At 72.5% G+C, this 15,137-nt stretch carries 12 protein-coding genes; 1 reads left to right on the forward strand and 11 read right to left on the reverse strand.

Annotation, left to right across the window (positions count from 1 at the left end; genetic code table 11):
* Positions 1–3: 3 nt before the first annotated feature.
* The 8 genes from AAW13_RS26655 to AAW13_RS26690 are packed head-to-tail and all read right to left on the reverse strand — an operon-like array spanning position 4 to position 7,858.
* The gene (locus AAW13_RS26655; RefSeq protein ID WP_046727877.1) at positions 4–834 is read right to left on the reverse strand and encodes an amidohydrolase family protein; all 831 of its coding nucleotides are present in this window, start codon (positions 832–834) and stop codon (positions 4–6) included.
* Positions 831–1,145: an L-rhamnose mutarotase gene (locus AAW13_RS26660; RefSeq protein WP_046727878.1), complete on the reverse strand. Its 315-nt coding sequence runs from the start codon at positions 1,143–1,145 to the stop codon at positions 831–833. Before AAW13_RS26660 ends, AAW13_RS26655 begins: the two co-directional genes overlap by 4 nt.
* Positions 1,142–2,128 carry an aldo/keto reductase gene (locus tag AAW13_RS26665; RefSeq protein ID WP_046727879.1) on the reverse strand — a complete coding sequence of 329 codons (987 nt, stop codon included), beginning with the start codon at positions 2,126–2,128 and terminating at the stop codon, positions 1,142–1,144. The genes AAW13_RS26660 and AAW13_RS26665 overlap by 4 nt, the downstream gene beginning before the upstream one ends.
* Complete coding sequence (locus AAW13_RS26670; RefSeq protein WP_046727880.1) at positions 2,125–2,880, reverse strand: SDR family NAD(P)-dependent oxidoreductase; 756 nt, start codon at positions 2,878–2,880, stop codon at positions 2,125–2,127. Before AAW13_RS26670 ends, AAW13_RS26665 begins: the two co-directional genes overlap by 4 nt.
* Positions 2,877–4,217, reverse strand: a complete 1,341-nt coding sequence (locus tag AAW13_RS26675; protein WP_046727881.1) for an L-fuconate dehydratase — start codon at positions 4,215–4,217, stop codon at positions 2,877–2,879. Before AAW13_RS26675 ends, AAW13_RS26670 begins: the two co-directional genes overlap by 4 nt.
* Before the next feature lie 41 nt (positions 4,218–4,258).
* The gene (locus AAW13_RS26680) at positions 4,259–5,284 is read right to left on the reverse strand and encodes an ABC transporter permease (RefSeq protein WP_046727882.1); all 1,026 of its coding nucleotides are present in this window, start codon (positions 5,282–5,284) and stop codon (positions 4,259–4,261) included.
* A complete protein-coding gene (locus tag AAW13_RS26685; RefSeq protein ID WP_046727883.1) occupies positions 5,277–6,791 on the reverse strand; it encodes a sugar ABC transporter ATP-binding protein in 1,515 nt (504 codons plus the stop codon). The genes AAW13_RS26680 and AAW13_RS26685 overlap by 8 nt, the downstream gene beginning before the upstream one ends.
* Positions 6,788–7,858 carry a sugar ABC transporter substrate-binding protein gene (locus tag AAW13_RS26690; protein WP_046727884.1) on the reverse strand — a complete coding sequence of 357 codons (1,071 nt, stop codon included), beginning with the start codon at positions 7,856–7,858 and terminating at the stop codon, positions 6,788–6,790. Before AAW13_RS26690 ends, AAW13_RS26685 begins: the two co-directional genes overlap by 4 nt.
* Before the next feature lie 163 nt (positions 7,859–8,021).
* On the opposite strand from AAW13_RS26690, the gene AAW13_RS26695 reads away from it, so the two are divergent.
* Complete coding sequence (locus tag AAW13_RS26695) at positions 8,022–8,753, forward strand: FadR/GntR family transcriptional regulator (RefSeq protein ID WP_240528751.1); 732 nt, start codon at positions 8,022–8,024, stop codon at positions 8,751–8,753.
* A gap of 81 nt (positions 8,754–8,834) precedes the next feature.
* Here AAW13_RS26695 and AAW13_RS26700 read toward each other — a convergent pair whose 3' ends face one another.
* Genes AAW13_RS26700 through AAW13_RS26710 form a run of 3 tightly spaced genes read right to left on the reverse strand, consistent with a single transcriptional unit; the run spans position 8,835 to position 15,125 of the window.
* Entirely contained in the window at positions 8,835–11,852 is a 3,018-nt protein-coding gene (locus tag AAW13_RS26700; protein WP_046727885.1) for an alpha-mannosidase, read from the reverse strand.
* 28 nt (positions 11,853–11,880) lie between these two features.
* Positions 11,881–13,878, reverse strand: a complete 1,998-nt coding sequence (locus AAW13_RS26705) for an endo-beta-N-acetylglucosaminidase (protein ID WP_046727886.1) — start codon at positions 13,876–13,878, stop codon at positions 11,881–11,883.
* On the reverse strand, positions 13,875–15,125 hold the full coding sequence (locus tag AAW13_RS26710; RefSeq protein WP_046727887.1) for a glycoside hydrolase 5 family protein: 1,251 nt from the start codon (positions 15,123–15,125) through the stop codon (positions 13,875–13,877). The genes AAW13_RS26705 and AAW13_RS26710 overlap by 4 nt, the downstream gene beginning before the upstream one ends.
* Positions 15,126–15,137: the final 12 nt, after the last annotated feature.

Genomic DNA, 15,137 nt, shown 5'->3' on the forward strand with positions numbered 1-15,137 from the left:
GGTTCAGAGGGTGTAGGTACGGGTGGCGGTGGTTTCGAAGACGGCGGTGTGTTCGGCCGGGGAGACCAGTCGGCCCGCCGCGTCGAAGACCTCGGCGTAGCTTCCGGCCAGGGTGCACACCGGCCAGTCCGAGCCGAACATCAGCCGGTCCGGGCCGAAGGCGTCCAGCACGGTCTCGGCGTACGGACGCAGGTCCTCGACCTTCCAGGAGGCGGGGTCGGCCTCCGTGACCATGCCGGAGAGCTTGCAGACGGTGTTGGGCAGGGCGGCGAGGGCACGTACCGCGCCGGCCCAGGGTTCCAGGGTGCCGTCGGCGATGGGGGGTTTGCCCAGGTGGTCGAGGACGAAGGTGAGCCCGGGATGCGCCGTCGCCGCCCGGACCGCGGCCGGGAGCTGCCGGGCCTGGACGATGAGGTCGTAGACCAGGCCCGCGTCCGCGATCGCGTCGAGCCCCCGGTGGACGTCCGGGCGCAGCAGCCACTCCGGGTCCGGTTCGCCCTGCACCTGGTGGCGGATGCCCTTCAGGTAGCGCCCGCCGGGGAGTTCACGGAGGCGGGCGAGTTCCCCGGCGATGTCCGGGCAGGTCAGGTCGGTCCAGCCGACGACTCCGGCGACCAGGTCGTGGGCCTCGGCGAGGGCCAGGAACTCGGGGGTCTCCTCGGCGACGGTGACGGTCTGGACGAGGACGGTCCGGGTGACACCCGCCGCGCGCGCCTCCGGTTCGAGATCCTCGACGGTGAAGTTCCGCCTGAGCGACTGGAGTTCGGGGCCCATGAGCCAGTCCTGGTCCCGTACCGAGAGGTCCCAGACGTGGTGGTGGGCGTCGACGGTCACGGCAGCTCCCATACGACGGGCAGGCCGGCCTCCGAACCCGCCGCGGAGTAGTCGTGGACCACGTCGAGGAGCTCGGCCATCCGGGCCTGCCAGACCACGTTGACCGGGAGCTTGTCCAGTTCGGCGAGGAGGCGGCCGTAGTCGGCGCAGTCCAGGACGTGGAAGAGGTCGGTGCCGCTGCGCCAGATCGTCCAGGAGGTGGCGCCGGCGGCGCGGATGGCGTCGGTGAGTTCGACGGGGACCTCGCGGTGGGCGGCCTCGTACGCGGCGACGCGGTCGGCGCGGACCCTGGTGTGCAGGGCGACTCTCATGACGGCTCCTCGATCGGGAGGGGCGCGTCGGGCGGCAGCAGGCCGGTGGCGCGCAGTTCCTGCCAGAAGGCGGCGGGCACGGGGGTGGCGAACTGCCGTGCCCCGTCCTCGATCTCGGCCGCCGAGCGGGCGCCGACCAGGACGCTCGCCACGACCGGGTGGGCGGCGCAGAAGGCGAGGGCGGCGGCGCGGAGGGTGGTGCCGTGCACCTCCGCGAGCGACTTGAGCCGCAGGGCGCGGGTGAGCAACTCCTCGGGGGCCTGGGCGTAGTTGTAGGTCGCGTCCGGCTTCGGGTCAGCCAGCAGACCGGAGTTGAACGCGCCGCCGATCACCACCGAGGTGCCGTGTTCCTCGGCGGCCGGGAGCAGGTCGGCGAGGGCGCTCTGGTCGAGCAGGGTGTAGCGGCCCGCGCAGAGCACCACGTCCACGTCGGTGTCGCGGACGAAGCGGGTGAGCATCTCGGTCTGGTTCATCCCGGCGCCGATCGCGCCGACGACGCCCTCCGCACGGAGCCTCTCCAGGGCCGGGTAGCCCTCCCGGAAGGCCTGTTCGGCGTGGTCGTCGGGGTCGTGGAGGTAGACGACGTCGACCCGGTCGAGGCCGAGCCGGTCCAGGCTGGCCTCCAGGGTGCGGCGGATGCCGTCGGCGGTGAAGTCCCAGACCCGGCGGAGGGTGTCGGGCACCGCGAAGCCGTTGGCGAGGTCGTCACCGTCTCCGGGTCCCGGCTCCAGTCGGCGGCCGACCTTGGTGGAGAGGGTGTAGGCCGTACGGTCGTACTCGCGCAGCGCCTCGCCGAGCCGCCGTTCGGACAGGCCGAGGCCGTAGTGCGGGGCGGTGTCGAAGTAGCGGATGCCCTGCTGCCAGGCGGCGGTGACGGTGTCGTACGCCTGCCGGTCCGGGAGCGCGGTGTACAGGTTGCCGATCACGGCGGCGCCGAGGCCCAGGGGTCCGACCCGGACGCCGCTCCGGCCGAGGGCGGTCACTGGCCCACCGGCCGCGGCCGCAGGCCCTGCATGCCGCCGTCGACGGCGAGGGAGGTGCCGGTGGTGGCGCCGGACAGCGGGCTCGCCAGGTAGGCGATGGCGCCGGCGACCTCGGCGGCGGAGACCAGTCGGCCGGAGGGCTGGCGGGCTTCCAGGGCGGCGCGTTCGGCGGCCGGGTCGGCGGCCTTGCCGAGCAGCCGGCCGATCCACGGGGTGTCCGCCGTACCGGGGTTGACGCAGTTGACGCGGACGCCCTCGCGGAGGTGGTCGGCGGCCATGGCCAGGGTGAGGGAGTACACCGCGCCCTTGGTGGCGCTGTACAGGGCGCGTTGCGGCAGGCCCGCGGTGGCGGCGATGGAGCAGGTGTTGACGATCGCGGCGTGCCGGGAGCGGCGCAGGTGCGGGAGGGCGGCGCGGGCGGTGCGGACCATGCCGAGGACGTTGACGTCGTAGACCCGGTGCCATTCGTCGTCGTCGTTGTCCTCGACGGTGCCCTGGGCGCCGATGCCCGCGTTGTTGACCAGGACGTCGAGTCCGCCGAGGGCTTCGACGGCGCTCGTCACGGCCGCCCGCACGGAGGTGTCGTCGGTGACGTCGGCCCGGAAGCCGAGCAGGGGTTTCTCCACGGCGGACGGGTCGAGGTCGAGGACGGCGACCTGGGCGCCGCGTTCGGCGAGGAGTTCGGCGGTGGCCCGCCCGATCCCGGAGGCGCCGCCGGTGACCAGCGCCTTCAGGCCCTCGAAGTCGGTCATGCCGCCTGTCCCTTCTGCGTCTGCGCGTCGGCGGCCCAGAAGGTGCCGCCCGGGTAGGTGTACTCCGCGACGGACTCCGGTCGCATGGCGGCCGAGAAGCCCGGTGCGGTGGGTGCCGTGTAGTGACCTTCCCTGATCACCACCGGGTCGAGGAAGTGGTCGTGCAGATGGTCGACGTACTCGATGACCCGGTCGTCGGTGGTGCCGGCGACCGCGAGGTAGTCGAACATCGAGAGGTGCTGGACGAGTTCGCACAGTCCTACGCCGCCGGCGTGCGGGCAGACCGGGACGCCGAACTTGGCGGCGAGCAGCAGGACGGCGAGGTTCTCGTTGACGCCGCCGACCCGGGCCGCGTCGATCTGGACGACGTCGAGGGCGCCGGCCTGGAGCAGCTGCTTGAAGACGATCCGGTTCTGGACGTGTTCGCCGGTGGCGACCTTGACCGGGGCGACGGCCCGGCGGATCGCCGCGTGGCCGAGGATGTCGTCGGGGCTGGTGGGCTCCTCGATCCAGTACGGGTCGAACTCGGCGAGCGCCTTCGTCCAGCGGATGGCCTCGTCGACGTTCCAGCGCTGGTTGGCGTCGACGGCCAGCCGGATGTCGGGGCCGACGACCGCGCGGGCGACCCGGCAGCGCCGGATGTCGTCGTCGAGGTCGGCGCCGACCTTCAGCTTGATCTGCCGGAAGCCGTCGGCGACCGCGGCGGCGGCCAGCCGGGTGAGCTTCTCGTCGTCGTAGCCGAGCCAGCCGGCGGAGGTGGTGTAGGCGGGGAAGCCGCGCTCCAGGAGGCGGGCCCGGCGCTCCGCGGCGCCCTCGCGGCCCCGGCGGAGGATCGTCAGGGCCTCCTCGGGGGTGAGGGCGTCGGTGAGGTAGCGGAAGTCGATCTGGCGCACGATCCACTCGGGTTCGGCGTCGGCGAGCAGCTGCCACACCGGTTTGCCCGCGCGGCGGGCGGCGAGGTCCCAGACGGCGTTGATCACCGCGCCGATCGCCATGTGCATCACGCCCTTCTCGGGGCCGAGCCAGCGCAGCTGGCTGTCGCCGATCAGGTCCCGGTAGAGGACCGAGGGGTCGCCGCAGATCTCGTCGACCGGGCGGTGGAGCACATGGTTCCGCAGCGCGTCGATCGCGGCGACCTGGACGTCGTTGCCCCGCCCGATGGTGAACGTGAACCCGTGGCCCTCGTGCCCGTCGGCCGCGTCGGTGCGCAGCACGACATAGGCCGCCGAGTAGTCGGGGTCCGGGTTCATCGCGTCGGAGCCGTCGAGCTCGCGCGAGGTGGGGAAGCGGATGTCGTAGGTGTCTACCGCGGTGACGCGGGCCGGGCTCGCGGACACGGATTGCCTTTCGTTCGGGGGTGGTTCGGGACGCGGGCCGGTCAGTCCTGGGCCCGTCCCGTGGTGACACGGGCGATCATGAGGGCGACGAGGATGATGCCCCCGTAGATGGCCTGGATCCAGAACGACGGCACCTGCGCGAGGGTGAGCAGGTTCTGTACGACGCCCAGCAGGAGTACGCCGGTCAGGGCGCCGAACATGGTGCCCTTGCCGCCGTCCAGGCTGATGCCGCCGATCACCGCCGCCGCGAACACCGTGAAGATCATGTTGTTGCCCTGGTTGGCGCTGATCGCGCCCACGTATCCGGTCTGCATGATCCCGCCGACGGAGGCGAGGACCCCGGCGACCACGAACACCCCGAGCATCACCCGGTCGACGCGGATGCCGGCGGCGCGGGCCGCGTCGGCGTTGCCGCCGATGGCGTACAGGGCGCGTCCGACGCGGTGGTACTTGAGGACGAGTCCGGTGACCGCGAAGGCCACCGCCGCCAGCCACACCGACATGGGGACGTTGAGGAAGGTGGTGGTGGCCAGGGTGAAGAAGCTGTCCGGCATCCCGAACAGGGTCTTGCCCTTGGTGGCGCCGACCAGCACACCACGCAGCACGATCAGCATCGCGAGCGTCACGATGAAGGCGTTCAGCTTGAACTTGACGACCAGGATGCCGTTGAAGGCGCCGACCGCCGCGCCGACCACCAGGATCGCCACCATGGCGAGGGCGGCGGGGAGTTCGGTGCCCCAGCCGGACTCGGCCGCGGGGAGCACGAGGAGGGCGCCGACGGCCGGCGCGATACCGACGACCGACTCCAGGGAGAGGTCGAACTTGCCGGTGATCAGGACCAGCGACTCGGCGAGCACGACCATCGCGAGGGCCGCGGAGGCGCCGAGGATGGAGATCAGGTTGCGTTCGGTGAGGAACGAGTCGTTGACCACCGCGCCGAGCACCATCAGCAGCAACAGTGCCGGGACGAGGGCGAGTTCGCGCGCCCTGCGCAGGATGACGGCGCGGGCCGCGCGGGGGTCCGGGGAGCGCACCGGGGTGAGCGGCGGGGCCTTGGTGTCAGCCATGGTCCACTCCTTCGGGCATGGAGTCCACTCCTTCTATGGAGGCGATCAGCTCGTGGTCGTGCCAGCCGGCCGGGTGTTCGGCGACGATCCGGCCGTGGAAGAGGACGAGGACGCGGTCGCAGCGGCGCAGGTCGTCGAGTTCGTCGGAGACGACCAGTACCGCGGTGCCGTCCTCACGGGCGCTGTCCACGCGGGCCAGCAGGGACTCCTTGGACTTCACGTCGACGCCCGCGGTGGGGTTGATCAGGACGAGCAGGCGGGGGTCGGAGGCGAGGGCGCGGGCCATCACCACCTTCTGCGCGTTGCCGCCTGACAGGTCCGAGACGGGCTGTTCGGGGCCCTCGGCGTGGATGTCGAGGCGCTCGATGAGCCCGGTGGCGACACCGCGCTTGCGGTCGGTGCCGACGAAACCGCCCCGGCCGAGCCGGTCGAGCACGGTCATGGTGGCGTTGTCGCCGATGCTCATCCCGGGGACCAGGCCCTGGTCGTGCCGGTCCCGGGGCACGAAGCCGACGCCGGCCCTCAGCGCGGCGCGGACGTCCCCGAACGGCAGTTCCCCGTCCTGGAGTCGTGCGGTGCCGCCGGTGGGCGCCCGGAGTCCGGCGACGGTCTCGGCGAGCTCGATCTTGCCGCTGCCGCTGATGCCGGCCAGTCCCACGACCTCGCCGCTGCGGACGGTGAGGTCGATGCCGTCGTACGACTCGGAGGTGAGCCCGCGTACGTCGAGGACGACCGGCGCCCCGGCGGGCACCGCGTCCCGGGCCTGCTGCTCCTGCCGGGTGACGGCCTCCCCCGCCATCGCCTCCACCAGGGCGGCCCTGGGCAGGTCGGCGACGGGGGCGGTGGTGATCCAGCGGGCGTCACGGAGCACGGTGACGGTCTGGCACACCTCGTACACCTCCTGGAGGTGGTGCGAGATGAACAGGAAGGTCACGCCCGAGTCCTGGAGGGCCCGCATCCGGCTGAACAGCCGCTCGATCTCCCGGTTGTCGAGCTGCGCGGTCGGCTCGTCGAGCACGATGAACCGGGCGCCGAAGCTCAACGCCCGTGCGATCTCGACCATTTGGCGGTCCTCGACCTTGAGGTCGGCGGTACGGGCGTCGGGGTCGACCCGGACGTCCCAGGTGTCGAGGAGCGCCGCGGCCTCGGCGCGCAGCCGCCGCCAGCTGATGAGGCCCCGCCGCACCGGCTGCCGGTTGATGAAGAGGTTCTCGGCGACCGTCAGCTCCGGGACGACCGTGGGTTTCTGGTAGACGCAGGCGACCTTGCGCCGCCAGGCGTCCCGGTCGGCGGGCGGGGGCGCGGGCTCGCCGTCGAAGCGGACCGTGCCCTCGTCCGGGACCTGGAGGCCGGTGAGCACGTTGACCAGGGTGGACTTGCCGGCTCCGTTGCGGCCGACGAGGGCGTGGGACTCGCCGGGCAGCACGGTGAGCCGGCCGTCGGCGAGGGCGACCGTGGGGCCGTACCGCTTGACGATGTCCCGGGCCTCAACAAGTGGCGTGATCATTTGACCGTGTTGCCCCAGAGCTTCGGGTCGTCCACGTTGTCCTTGGTGACCAGCGGCGCGGGGAGCTGGTCCTCCAGGATGCCGCTCGACAGCTTGACGATCGTGGAGTCGTGGTCGGTCGGGCCCGGCTTGAACGTCTTCCCCTCCATCGCCGCCTTGATGTAGTACATGCCGTACTTGGCGTAGGCGTCGGCGGGCTGGGAGACGGTGGCGTCGATCTGGCCCTTGCGGATGGCGTCGAACTCCTGCGGGATGCCGTCGTTGGACACGATGACGATGTGCCCGCTCTGCCCGGCGGTCTTGAGCATGCCCTTGGACTTCAGGGTCTGGAGGGTCGGCGCGAGGTAGACACCGCCGGCCTGCATGTAGATGCCCTTGATGTCGGGGTTGGCGTTGAGCAGGGTGCCCAGCTGGGAGGCGGCCGTGTCGGACTCCCACTTGGCGGGGATCTCCAGGACCTTGAGCTTCGGGTACTTCTTCTTCACACAGGAGCGGAACGCCTCGGAGCGGTCCCGGCCGTTGACCGAGGCGAGGTCGCCCATGATCTGCACGACCTTGCCGCTCGTGACGTGAGCGCCGAGGTAGTCGCAGGCCTTGGTGCCGTAGGCGACGTTGTCGGCGCGCACCACCATGGCGACCTTGCCCTTGTCCGGCGCCACGTCGACGGCGACCACCGGCACGCCCTTGCGCTCGGCCTGGTCCAGGCCGGCCTCGATGGCGGCGCTGTCCAGCGGGGCGACGACCAGCCCCTTCACGCCCTGGTTCAGTTCGTTGTTGATGTCGGTGATCTGCTGCGAGGGATCGCTGTTGGAGTTGACCGTCTTCAGCGCGTCGACCCCCTCGGACTTCGCCATCTTGGGCACGTAGTCGTTGTACGACTGCCAGAACGGCGAGGTCAGCAGGGGCAGGATCACCCCGACCTTGCCGGTGCCGCCGCCTCCGGCGCTGCCGCTGCCGGTGTCCTTGGTGCTGCCGCAGGCGGCGAGTGCGAGCGAGGCGCCGACGGCCAGGGCCGTCGCGCCGATGATCCGGGACCGGTTCCGCTTCCTCAGTGTTCTGCCGGGCATCTGGCAGCTCCTCATCGAGCGTGTTCGAGCAGATGACCGCATACTTATCAGACCACTCGGCGCTTTCAACACCCTCCAGACGCGAATTTCCCGTCGAACGAGCTGTAGTGGTCAGACCACCTGGCTGGTTAGACTTCGGCGCACCGGCGACAGGAGGAACGGCGTGGCGGACACCGGGGAAGCGGAGAACGGCGTGGGTGCCGCGCCCAAGGGCACGGTGACGCAGCGCGCCATCGAGCAGATCAAGGCGATGATCGCGGAGGGCCGGCTGGAGCCGGGCCAGCGACTGCCCACCGAACGGGACCTCGCCGCCCGGCTGGGTATCTCGCGCAGCTCCATGCGCGAGGCGATCCGCGCGCTGACGGTGCTGGGCGTCCTGGAGGCCCGGCACGGCTCCGGCATCTACGTCACCCAGCTGGAGGCGGGTGACCTGCTGGAGACGTTCGGGGTGGTCGCCGACCTGTCCCGCGGGCCCCGGCTGGTGGAACTCCTGGAGGTGCGGCGGGTACTGGAGTCGACGGCGACGGCGCTGGCCGCGGCGCGGATCACGGCCGACCAGCTGGCCGAGGTGGAGAAGCACCTGACGGCCATGAACGTGACGGACGACCCCGAGGAGATCCTCGCGCACGACCTCGCGTTCCACCGGGTGATCGCGGGAGCCGCGGGCAACGACACGATGGCCGCGATCCTGGACGGACTGTCGTCACGGACGTTCCGGGCCCGGGTGTGGCGCGGGTACGAGGAGGAGGGGGCGTTCGCCCGGACGCGCCGGGAGCACGCGGCGATCCACCGGGCGCTGGTGGCCCGGGACCCGGAGGCGGCCCGGGCCGCGGCTGCCGCGCACGTGGGAGAGGTGGAGCAGTGGCTACGGACCCAGCTGCGCGAACAGCTGTGACCCTCGCCCCGGCCCCCGGGCCGAGCACGGGGCCGTGACACCCGCCCGGACCGCGCACCCCGACGCGGTCCGGGCGTCGGCTCAGGCTCGCCGGAACCGCAGGGTCACCAGCTCGAAGGGCCGCAGGCGCAGCGCCACCGCGTCGCCCGCCCGCTCCGGGGCCGGCGTGTCGGTCGGCCGCTCCAGCAGGTCGGTCACCGTCACGTCCGCCACCGCGAAGCCCGCTGTCAGCGTGGCCCGGGCCCGGCCGCCGTGCGCCTCGTGGAACCGGACCACGACGTCCCCGCTGCCGTCGTCGGCCAGTTTCACCGCCGTGACCACGACCGCGTCGTCGTCGACCGTCACCAGCGGGGCGACCTCGTGGGCGCCGGTGACCCGGCGCTCGGGCTGGTTGATCCGCCAGCCCTCGCGCACCGCGTCGCCGATCCCCGCACCGGGCACGAGGGCGTGCCGGAAGCGGTGGATGCCCTGGTCCGTCTCGGGGTCCGGGAAACGCGGGGCGCGCAGCAGCGAGACACGGACCGTGGTCGTGGTGCCCCGGTCGCCGTCGGAGCGGACGCTGCGGGTCACGTCGTGGCCGTACGTCGAGTCGTTGACGACCGCCACCCCCCAGCCCGGTTCCTCCAGTTGGACGAAACGGTGGTTGCACGCCTCGAACTTGGCGGCCTCCCATGAGGTGTTGGTGTGGGTGGGACGGTGGAAGTGCCCGAACTGGGTCTCGGACGCGTAGCGTTCGGCGTGCACGTCCAGCGGGAACGCCAGCTTCAGGAACTTCTCCGTCTCGTGCCAGTCCACCTCCGTCTCGATCAGCAGCCGGCCCTCCCCCGGCGGCAGGGACAGCACCTGGGTGACCCGGGAGGAGCCGAAGGTCCGGACGAGACGGACGGAGCGGCCGTCCTCGCCGGGGGCCAGCTCCTCGACGTCCGTCAGATCCGTGACCGCGTTGCGGTAGAAGGCGTCCACGTCCCAGGCGTCCCACATGTTGGGGAAGTCCGGGTGGAGCTGGAGCAGGTTCGCGGCCGCGCCGGGGGCGACCGTCTCGCGGTCGGCGACCAGGTCGCGGGCGGACACGACGAGGCCCCGGGCGTCGATCTCGACGCGCAGGACGCCGTCGGTGAGGACGTGTCCGCCACCGGGCCGGGCCGAGACCGTCACGTCACCGGACGGCCGCTCCTGCCCGGCGCCCCCGGCCGGGACCCCGGCCCGGCCGTGCGGTGCCGCGTTGAACAGCAGCGGCCGGTCGCCCTCCCCCGCCAGCGCCCGCTGGGCCGCGTCGATGATCCCGTCCAGTTCCGTGGCGATCCGCCGGTAGGTCGCCCGCGCCTCCCGGTGCACCCACGCGATGGAGGAGCCCGGCAGGATGTCGTGGAACTGGTGCAGCAGGACCGTCTTCCAGATGCGGTCCAGGTCCTCGTAGGGGTAGGGGAACCCGGCGCGGACGGCGGCCGTGGCCGCCCACAGCTCGGCCTCCCGCAGCAGGTGTTCGCTGCGCCGGTTGCCCTGCTTCGTCTTCGCCTGACTGGTGAGGGTGGCGCGGTGGAGTTCGAGGTAGAGCTCGCCCACCCACACGGGCGGGTCCTGGTACTCGGCCTCCGCCTTGTCGAAGAACTCCTGCGGTGTCTCCCAGACGACGGTGGGCGAGCCCTCCAGGTCCCGTACCCGCGCCGCCTTGGCGACCATCTCGCGGGTCGTGCCGCCGCCCCCGTCGCCCCAGCCGGTGGGGGCCAGGGAGTGCCGGGCCCGGCCCTTGTCCTTGAAGTTGCGGCCGGCGTGGGCGAGTTCGCTGCCCTTCATGGAGCAGTTGTAGGTGTCGACAGGCGGGAAGTGCGTGAAGATCCGGGTGCCGTCGATGCCCTCCCACTGGAAGGTGTGGTGCGGGAACCTGTTCGTCTGCGACCAGGAGATCTTCTGGGTGAGCAGGCGCGTGGCGCCGGCCGCCTTGATGATCTGCGGCAGCCCCGCCGCGAATCCGAAGGTGTCCGGCAGCCACGCCTCGTCGTTCTCGATGCCGAACTCGTCGAGGAAGAACCGCTTGCCGTGCACGAACTGACGGGCCATCGCCTCCGAGCCCGGCATGTTGGTGTCCGACTCCACCCACATCCCGCCGGCCGGCACGAACCGCCCCTGCGCGACCGCCTTCTTCACCCGGGCCCACACCTCGGGCCGGTGCTCCTTCACCCACGCCCACTGCTGGGCCTGGGACATGGCGAACACGAAGTCGGGCTCGTCCTCGATGAGGGCGGTCATGTTGGCGGTGGTGCGGGCGACCTTGCGGACCGTCTCGCGCAGCGGCCACAGCCACGCCGAGTCGATGTGCGCGTGCCCGACCGCGCTGATCCGGTGGGCGGACGGCGCCGCCGGGACGGCCAGCACCCCGGCGAGCCGTGCACGTGCCTCGGCCGCCGTGCCGCCCACGTCCTGGAGGTCGACCGCGTCCAGGGCGCGTTCGACGGCGCGCAGGATCTCGTGGCGCCGCTGGGCGTCGGCCGGCAGCTCGGCCATCAGCTCGCCGAGCACCTCCAGGTCGATCACCAGCTGCCACACGGTCTCGTCGAAGACCGCGAGGTCCATCCTGGTGAGCGTGTACTGCGGTTCGTGCCCGGCGGTGTCCTTGTCGCCGAGCCGGGTGGGCAGGAAGGGGTGGTAGTCGAGGATCACCGGGTTGGAGGCGGCCTCGACGTGCAGCCGGACCTCCTCACCGCCCGCCACGGGGGCACCGATCCGGACCCACTGGTTGCGCGGGTTGAGTCCCTTCACGGGGGTGCCGTCGGGCCGGTACACCAGGCCCTCGCACTGGAAGCCGGGCATGTTCTCGTCGAACCCGAGATCGAGCAGGGCCTCCACGGTCCGGCCGGCCCACTCCTCGGGGACGGTCCCGGTCACCCGGAACCAGCTGGTGCCCCACGGAGCACCCCAGCGGGCGCCCACCGCGATCGGCTCGGGCCGGGCCGCGAGCCCCTCGGCGACCGGCACGGGCTCTCCGGGCGCGTGCCACACGGCGACGTCGAGCGGCACGGACTCGGGGTACACGGCGGGACGGATGCGCTCGTCGAGGACGCGCTTCAGGCGGGCTTCGACCAGGCTGCGGTCGTCATGCATGTGGGGTGCTCCGTTTGTTCGTTACCGGTTACCAGGTGTGCGTGACGGTCACGGGGTCCGACGCGGTGTACAGCTCCCCTACCGCACGCACTTCGAACCGTGCCGCCGTCTCGCCCTGCTCCGGCTGGAGTCCGGTCAGGAAGAAGGCCCGCTGGCCGGTGGCGCCGAGGAAGCGCCGGGTGCCGTCGGGGAGCAGCCGGTGCAGGGTGTAGTGCCGCACGTCCCCGGGCGCCGCGTCCCAGGCCAGGCGCAGGTCGCCACCGCTCGCCGCGGTGACCCGCGGGCCGGCGGGCGCGGCGGGGGTGGTCACCGTGTCCCGTACGGCGATGGCGCCGAGCCGCCAGCGCACGGGCCCGGCGGTCGCGGTGAGGCGGACGCCGAGGGCGTGCACGGTGCCGGAGAGCCCGGTGAGCGGGACGGTCACGGTCGACCAGCCGTCTCCGGCGTCCACCGGCAGGTAGGTGTACGGCGGTGCCGCGCCGGCGGCGGCCGGTTCGGCGGTGGCGACGGCCAGTTCGACGTCGACGCTGCCGGTGTCCGTGCGGTACGTCAGCTCGACGACCGTCCCGGCCGTGAGGGGCAGCCGGGTCGCGTAGAGGTCCAGCACCACGGGCTGGTCGGGGTCACCGGCGACCAGCACGCTGCTGCCGCCCCGCCAGGCGTCCGCGAAGTCGAGGGTCACGGTCGGGCTGGTGCCGGCCGTCCGTACCACCCAGCGCCGGGACGGCAGCCGGTCCTGGAGACCGAGGTGGTTCCAGGCCGCCTCCGAGGCGACCTCGCCCTTCTCGTACCAGCGCAGCCCGTGCCCGGTGTTGAACACGCTGGCGAACGGCACCGCCGTCACCGTCGACCGGTCCGCCACCCACACGGCCGGTGCCCGCCACGGATCGGTGCCGTCGGGGCGGGACGGGTCGAGGGAACGGCCGGTCCAGAAGCGGTCGTCGGCGGTGTGGAAGTCACCGGGGGTGCGGCTCGCGGGCAGGTGGTTGCGGGTCCACTCGGGCCGGTAGAAACCGACGGAGGTGACGTGCGCCGACCCCGCGGGGACGATCGCGTCCCAGTTCACCGAGGTGCCGGAGCCGTTCGACTCGACGTCGACACCGGCCCACAGCTCGTAGCGGCCGCGCCCCAGCTGGGTGGCCCTGGTGCCGGAGGAGGCGAGGGTCGACGCGCTCCACCGGAAGTCCACGAACATGTCGTCGGCGCTCTGGAAGAAGGCCTGGTTCTGGTTGTCCAGCGCGCCCTGCCAGCTGACCGTGCCGTTCACGGTCATCGCGTCGTACCAGGTGACGCGCTGTCCACGGGCGGCGGCCAGGGACTTCAGCTCGGTCAGGAAACCGAGCATCGCGGTGCCGAGGGCGGTGTCGCCGCCGCCGGTCTCGGCGTTCACGAACCAGCCGTCGAAGCCGTAGGCGGCGGCCACGGCGACCAGCCGGTCGGCGAGCGGGTGGTGGCCGGAGGCGTCCGTCTGGACCAGGTCGCGGGTCCACTGGAGCCGGCCGCCGTACGCGGTCGGCGGCAGGAAGATGTTGCCGAGGACGGGGACGCCGTGCCGGTGGGCGGCGTCCACGATCGGCGCGTTCGGCGCGAGGATCAGCCCCTCGCCCGCCGAGCCGCCCCAGAAGACCAGCTCGTCGAGGTAGGCCCAGTGGGTGAGGGCGTAGGAGTCGGCGGTGGCCGAGCCCTGGGCGGGGTTGGCGGAGGTCGGTCCGAAGGACACCAGGGCCTGGACGCGGGCCTGCCCGGAGCGGGCGGTGGTGTTGGCCGGGGTGGGGGTGAAGCGGCCGGCGAGCGGTACCGAGGCCGCGTTGAAGGCGAGGTCGGGGTCACCGGCCGCCGTCCAGCTCTTCAGGCTGCGCCAGGTGATACCGGCGCCCGGACTGCCGGAGGGGAAGGAGTCCGGGTACCAGTAGGAGGCGTACGGCGGGGTGACCGCGGCGGCCCGCGGAGCGGCCGCCGCCGGCAGGGCGGGCGCCAGGGCGGCCGCGGTGGTGGCGACGAGGAAGGTGCGTCTGCTGGGGTTCACGAGCGGGTGCCTCCTTGTGGGGTGGGGAGTACCTGATCGGGACGGACGACCTCGGTGATGCCGCGCGCGACCAGATGGTCCCGGTCGGTGGCGCGGGTGTCGAGGACGGTGGTGGGGCGGGCGCCGTCGGCGGCGAGCCGGAAGTAGGCGTCGTAGACGGGTCCGCCGGGTGCGCACGCGGAGCGCCGGGCCGGGTCGGCGGGTACGACGAGTGCCGTGCCGCGCTCGGGTGGGATGCGGGGCCGCGCCGCCGCGAGGACGTGCGCGATCTCCTTCGGCTTGCGGTCGTTGGTGAGCAGGCCGAGGCCGTATTCGAGTTCGGGGAAGTCGGCGAGGCCGCGGCTGACGTCGTGCGAGCACCACCAGGTGACGCCCCACAGGTCGGGGCAGTCCAGTACGGCGGTGATCGTCGCCTCGGCGAAGGCGGCCGCGTGCTCGGCGGGGATCAGCGGCGCGGGCGCGCCCACTTCCTGCAACCAGACCGGCCGGTGCGGGCGGTCCGCCCACGCTTTGCTCAACTCCACCAGATAGGCCGCGTGTTGTTCGGTCTGGAGGGCGGTCCGGCCGTGGCGCTGGGCGGTGCCGTTGAACACCCAGGAGTGGACGGCGGTGACGTCGCCGAGCCGGGCCGAGTGGGCCGGGGTGAAGGGCTGGTCGTCCTGGTACCAGGCGGCGTCGTAGGAGGCGTGCAGGTGGGTCCGGCCGGGGGCGCCCTCGGCGCAGGCGTCGAGGAGGCGCGTCAGCCATCGCGCCGTCTCCTCCTCGGTGACCCGGTCCGGGTCCGGGTGCGGGCCGGAGGCGAACTGGTTGACCTCGTTGCCGACGGTCATGCCGATGAAGTTGGGGCGGTCCGCGAGGGCGGCGGCGAGGGTCCGCAGGTAGGCGGCCTCGCCCTCGACGACGTCCGGGTCGGTGAAGAGGTTGCGCCGGTGCCAGGTGCGGGTCCAGGCGGGCAGGAAGTCGAAGCTGCTGAGGTGTCCCTGGAGACCGTCCACGTTGACGTCGAGGCCGCGTTCGGCCGCCGCGTCGGCGAGCGCGACGAGCTGTTCGACGGCGCGGGGCCGGATCAGGGTGCGGTCGGGCTGGAAGTAGGGCCACAGCGGGAAGACCCGGATGTGGTCGAGGCCGAGCGCGGCGATCGAGTCGAGGTCGGCCCGTACGGAGTCCAGGTCGAAGTCGAGCCAGTGGTGGAACCATCCTTCGCTGGGGGTGTAGTTGACGCCGAAGCGCGGCACGGCAGGAGGCATGCGGTCTCCTCG

The organism is Streptomyces humi, from assembly GCF_001005085.2.
Classification (GTDB): domain Bacteria; phylum Actinomycetota; class Actinomycetes; order Streptomycetales; family Streptomycetaceae; genus Streptomyces; species Streptomyces humi.

Bases quoted from the DNA above. Each gene is read 5' to 3' on its own strand.
- AAW13_RS26660 (WP_046727878.1), bottom strand. From the start codon at position 1,145: ATGAGAGTCGCCCTGCACACCAGGGTCCGCGCCGACCGCGTCGCCGCG.
- AAW13_RS26670 (WP_046727880.1), bottom strand. From the start codon at position 2,880: ATGACCGACTTCGAGGGCCTGAAGGCGCTGGTCACCGGCGGCGCCTCC.
- AAW13_RS26680 (WP_046727882.1), bottom strand. From the start codon at position 5,284: ATGGCTGACACCAAGGCCCCGCCGCTCACCCCGGTGCGCTCCCCGGAC.
- AAW13_RS26685 (WP_046727883.1), bottom strand. From the start codon at position 6,791: ATGATCACGCCACTTGTTGAGGCCCGGGACATCGTCAAGCGGTACGGC.
- AAW13_RS26690 (WP_046727884.1), bottom strand. From the start codon at position 7,858: ATGCCCGGCAGAACACTGAGGAAGCGGAACCGGTCCCGGATCATCGGC.
- AAW13_RS26700 (WP_046727885.1), bottom strand. From the start codon at position 11,852: ATGCATGACGACCGCAGCCTGGTCGAAGCCCGCCTGAAGCGCGTCCTC.
- AAW13_RS26710 (WP_046727887.1), bottom strand. From the start codon at position 15,125: ATGCCTCCTGCCGTGCCGCGCTTCGGCGTCAACTACACCCCCAGCGAA.